Annotated in this window: 2 protein-coding genes; both read right to left on the bottom strand. The window is 46.2% G+C overall.

Annotated features, from left to right (window positions below; translation table 11 throughout):
- Positions 1 to 62 precede the first annotated feature (62 nt).
- Positions 63 to 857, bottom strand: a complete 795-nt coding sequence (gene istB, locus P22_RS19860) for an IS21-like element helper ATPase IstB (RefSeq protein WP_054261962.1) — start codon at positions 855 to 857, stop codon at positions 63 to 65.
- On the bottom strand, positions 850 to 2,133 hold the full coding sequence (istA, locus tag P22_RS19855) for an IS21 family transposase (protein ID WP_054261961.1): 1,284 nt from the start codon (positions 2,131 to 2,133) through the stop codon (positions 850 to 852). The genes istB and istA overlap by 8 nt, the downstream gene beginning before the upstream one ends.
- Between the last annotated feature and the right edge of the window lie 75 nt (positions 2,134 to 2,208).

Genomic DNA, 2,208 nt, shown 5'->3' with positions numbered 1-2,208 from the left:
TGTCAATAGCGCTTGAAAGTTGACCCCTTTTCGCAATCGAAAATTGACCCCCTTGCGGTTAATCACTCATCTGTTGCAGAAAGGGTTTCGCCTGTACTCCGTTTAAGAAGTCCTGCCCGCTGTTTTTCTTTGAGTCGGTACGATTCGCCCTTAATGTTAACGACTGTACTGTGATGCAATAACCTGTCCAGTATAGCCGTGGCGATAATTGTATCGCCAAATACCTCGCCCCATTGCCCAATTCCACGGTTGCTGGTAAGGATAATTGAGCCCCGTTCATAGCGGCGTGAAATTAGCTGAAACAGTAGATGTGCTCCATGAACATCAACGGGTACATAGCCGATCTCATCGATAATTAAGAGTTTGGGGCCGCAGAAGTATCTCAATTTGTCCTCTAAACGGTTTTCCGAGTAAGCTTTGTTTAAAGCTGCCATTAATGCGGCTGCTGACGTAAACAAGGTGCGGTAGCGTTTTTGAATAGCTTTCAGCCCTAGAGCAACCGATAGGTGGGTTTTTCCCGTTCCCGGTGGTCCGAGAAACACGACATTCTCAGCTCGCTCAATGAATACGCACGAGGCTAGCTCTCGTACAACCTTAGCCTCGATTGATGGTTGAAAACTAAAGTCGAAGCTCTCTAAGGTCTTAATAAATGGTAGTTTTGCTAATGTGGTGTTCAGCGCAATATTTTTCTCGTACTTTAGCCCTACCTCTGCCTCTAGCAAATGGTCTAAAAAGTCACTGTAGCTTAAGTCACTTTTCCCGGCTTCCTGCAGAATGCTTTCAAGCTTCTGACTAGTGCGGGAAAGTTTTAGCTTCTTCAGGTTCTCCTGTATTCGCAGCAGTTGGGGATTATCCATGGAATCCACCTCCTGCTATCGCTTCATAAATATCAAGGCTGCGTACTTCTACGTCTGGTGATGCATGTTCAAACGAAGTCGGATTTTTAATGGGTACTGGCCGTTTGAGTAGTCCTTTGTAGTGATCAGGATTTATCACCATCTGGTGTTTACGCAAAGCCTTCTGGTGCTCTGCGATTAGTTGCCCGCGATAATAGATTCGTACCACACCGTTTGATTCCTGGACATCTACGCATTGTCTAGTGTACCGCCAGGGAACTGAGTAACGGTTGGCCTCATAGCAGACAAGGCAATCCGAAGCTACTTTACGGACCTCAAAAGTCTGCAGTACGTAACCATCACGATCACCTAGCGGACTTAACTTCTCCCTAAGAAAACGTTCCTCTGGCCGCTCATGTACTGTGCCATGAAGACGTTGGTCAGCAACGCGTCTTATCCATTCCTGCACTTGTTCATTAGCATGATCAATTGATGAAAAAGCTTGTCCCGGCAGAAAAGAGCGTTTAACATACTTAACACCAGATTCTACCTTGCCCTTGGTGCGGGCCCGATAAGGTCGGCACAGTCTGGGCCGAAAACCGTAGTAACGGCAAAAGTCATGGAAGCGAGGATTGATACGGGCTCTTTCAGTTCCTCGATCCAGCACGATGGTGCGAGGGTTGTCGTAAAGTATTTCTTCAGTTAGACCGCCGAACCAGCGAAATGCTTTTTCATGGCAACTGATCAAAGTGGCTAGTTTTTCGTCTGTGGTAAACTCAACGTAGATAGACCGGGAATAGCATAGGACGAAAACAAAAATATGTAGCTTTACGCGTTGACCGCCAATCATCACCCATGACGTTCCCCAATCTACTTGAGCTTGGTGACCTGGCGGAGTTTCGAACCTAACACTGGCAGCTTCGGCTTTTATGAAGTTTTCTCGAAGCGGCTTGACCGCTTGCCTAAGGGTTGTGTACCCGCCAGTATATCCTTTATCTCTGATTTCTCTGAAAAGAGTCGTGGCATTGAAATTCACTTCTGGTGCTCTGGCCTGCACAAATGGTAGAAATGAATCCAAAATTCCTGGTTTCTTAAAAGTCCGATTATATGGCTTGCGTTCGGTAGCGCGTAGCACTCGCCGTACTGTGTTTTTGCTGATATCGAGTTCTCTAGCAATCTGTTTGATGCTCATTCCTGACTTTGCCATAAGGCGTATTTCTGACCACTGATCTTGTGAAAGCATTTCATCTTCTCTCCCGTGAATAAGCTCATGGGGGAACGCTTTCGAATGTTCCATTTTCTTTCCCTCCTTTTTATTGGAGGGGTCAATTTTCAATTGCCTTATGGGGTCAGTTTAGCACTGCCATTAACA

Origin of the sequence: Propionispora sp. 2/2-37, assembly GCF_001298735.1 — a bacterium.
Lineage (GTDB): Bacteria > Bacillota > Negativicutes > Propionisporales > Propionisporaceae > Propionispora.
The sequence above is the reverse complement of the archived record's forward strand: the minus strand, read 5'-3'. Positions and strand labels throughout refer to the sequence as shown.

Excerpts from the sequence above, each read along its gene's own strand:
- istB (WP_054261962.1), bottom strand. The coding sequence starts at position 857 with ATGGATAATCCCCAACTGCTGCGAATACAGGAGAACCTGAAGAAGCTA.
- istA (WP_054261961.1), bottom strand. The coding sequence starts at position 2,133 with ATGGAACATTCGAAAGCGTTCCCCCATGAGCTTATTCACGGGAGAGAA.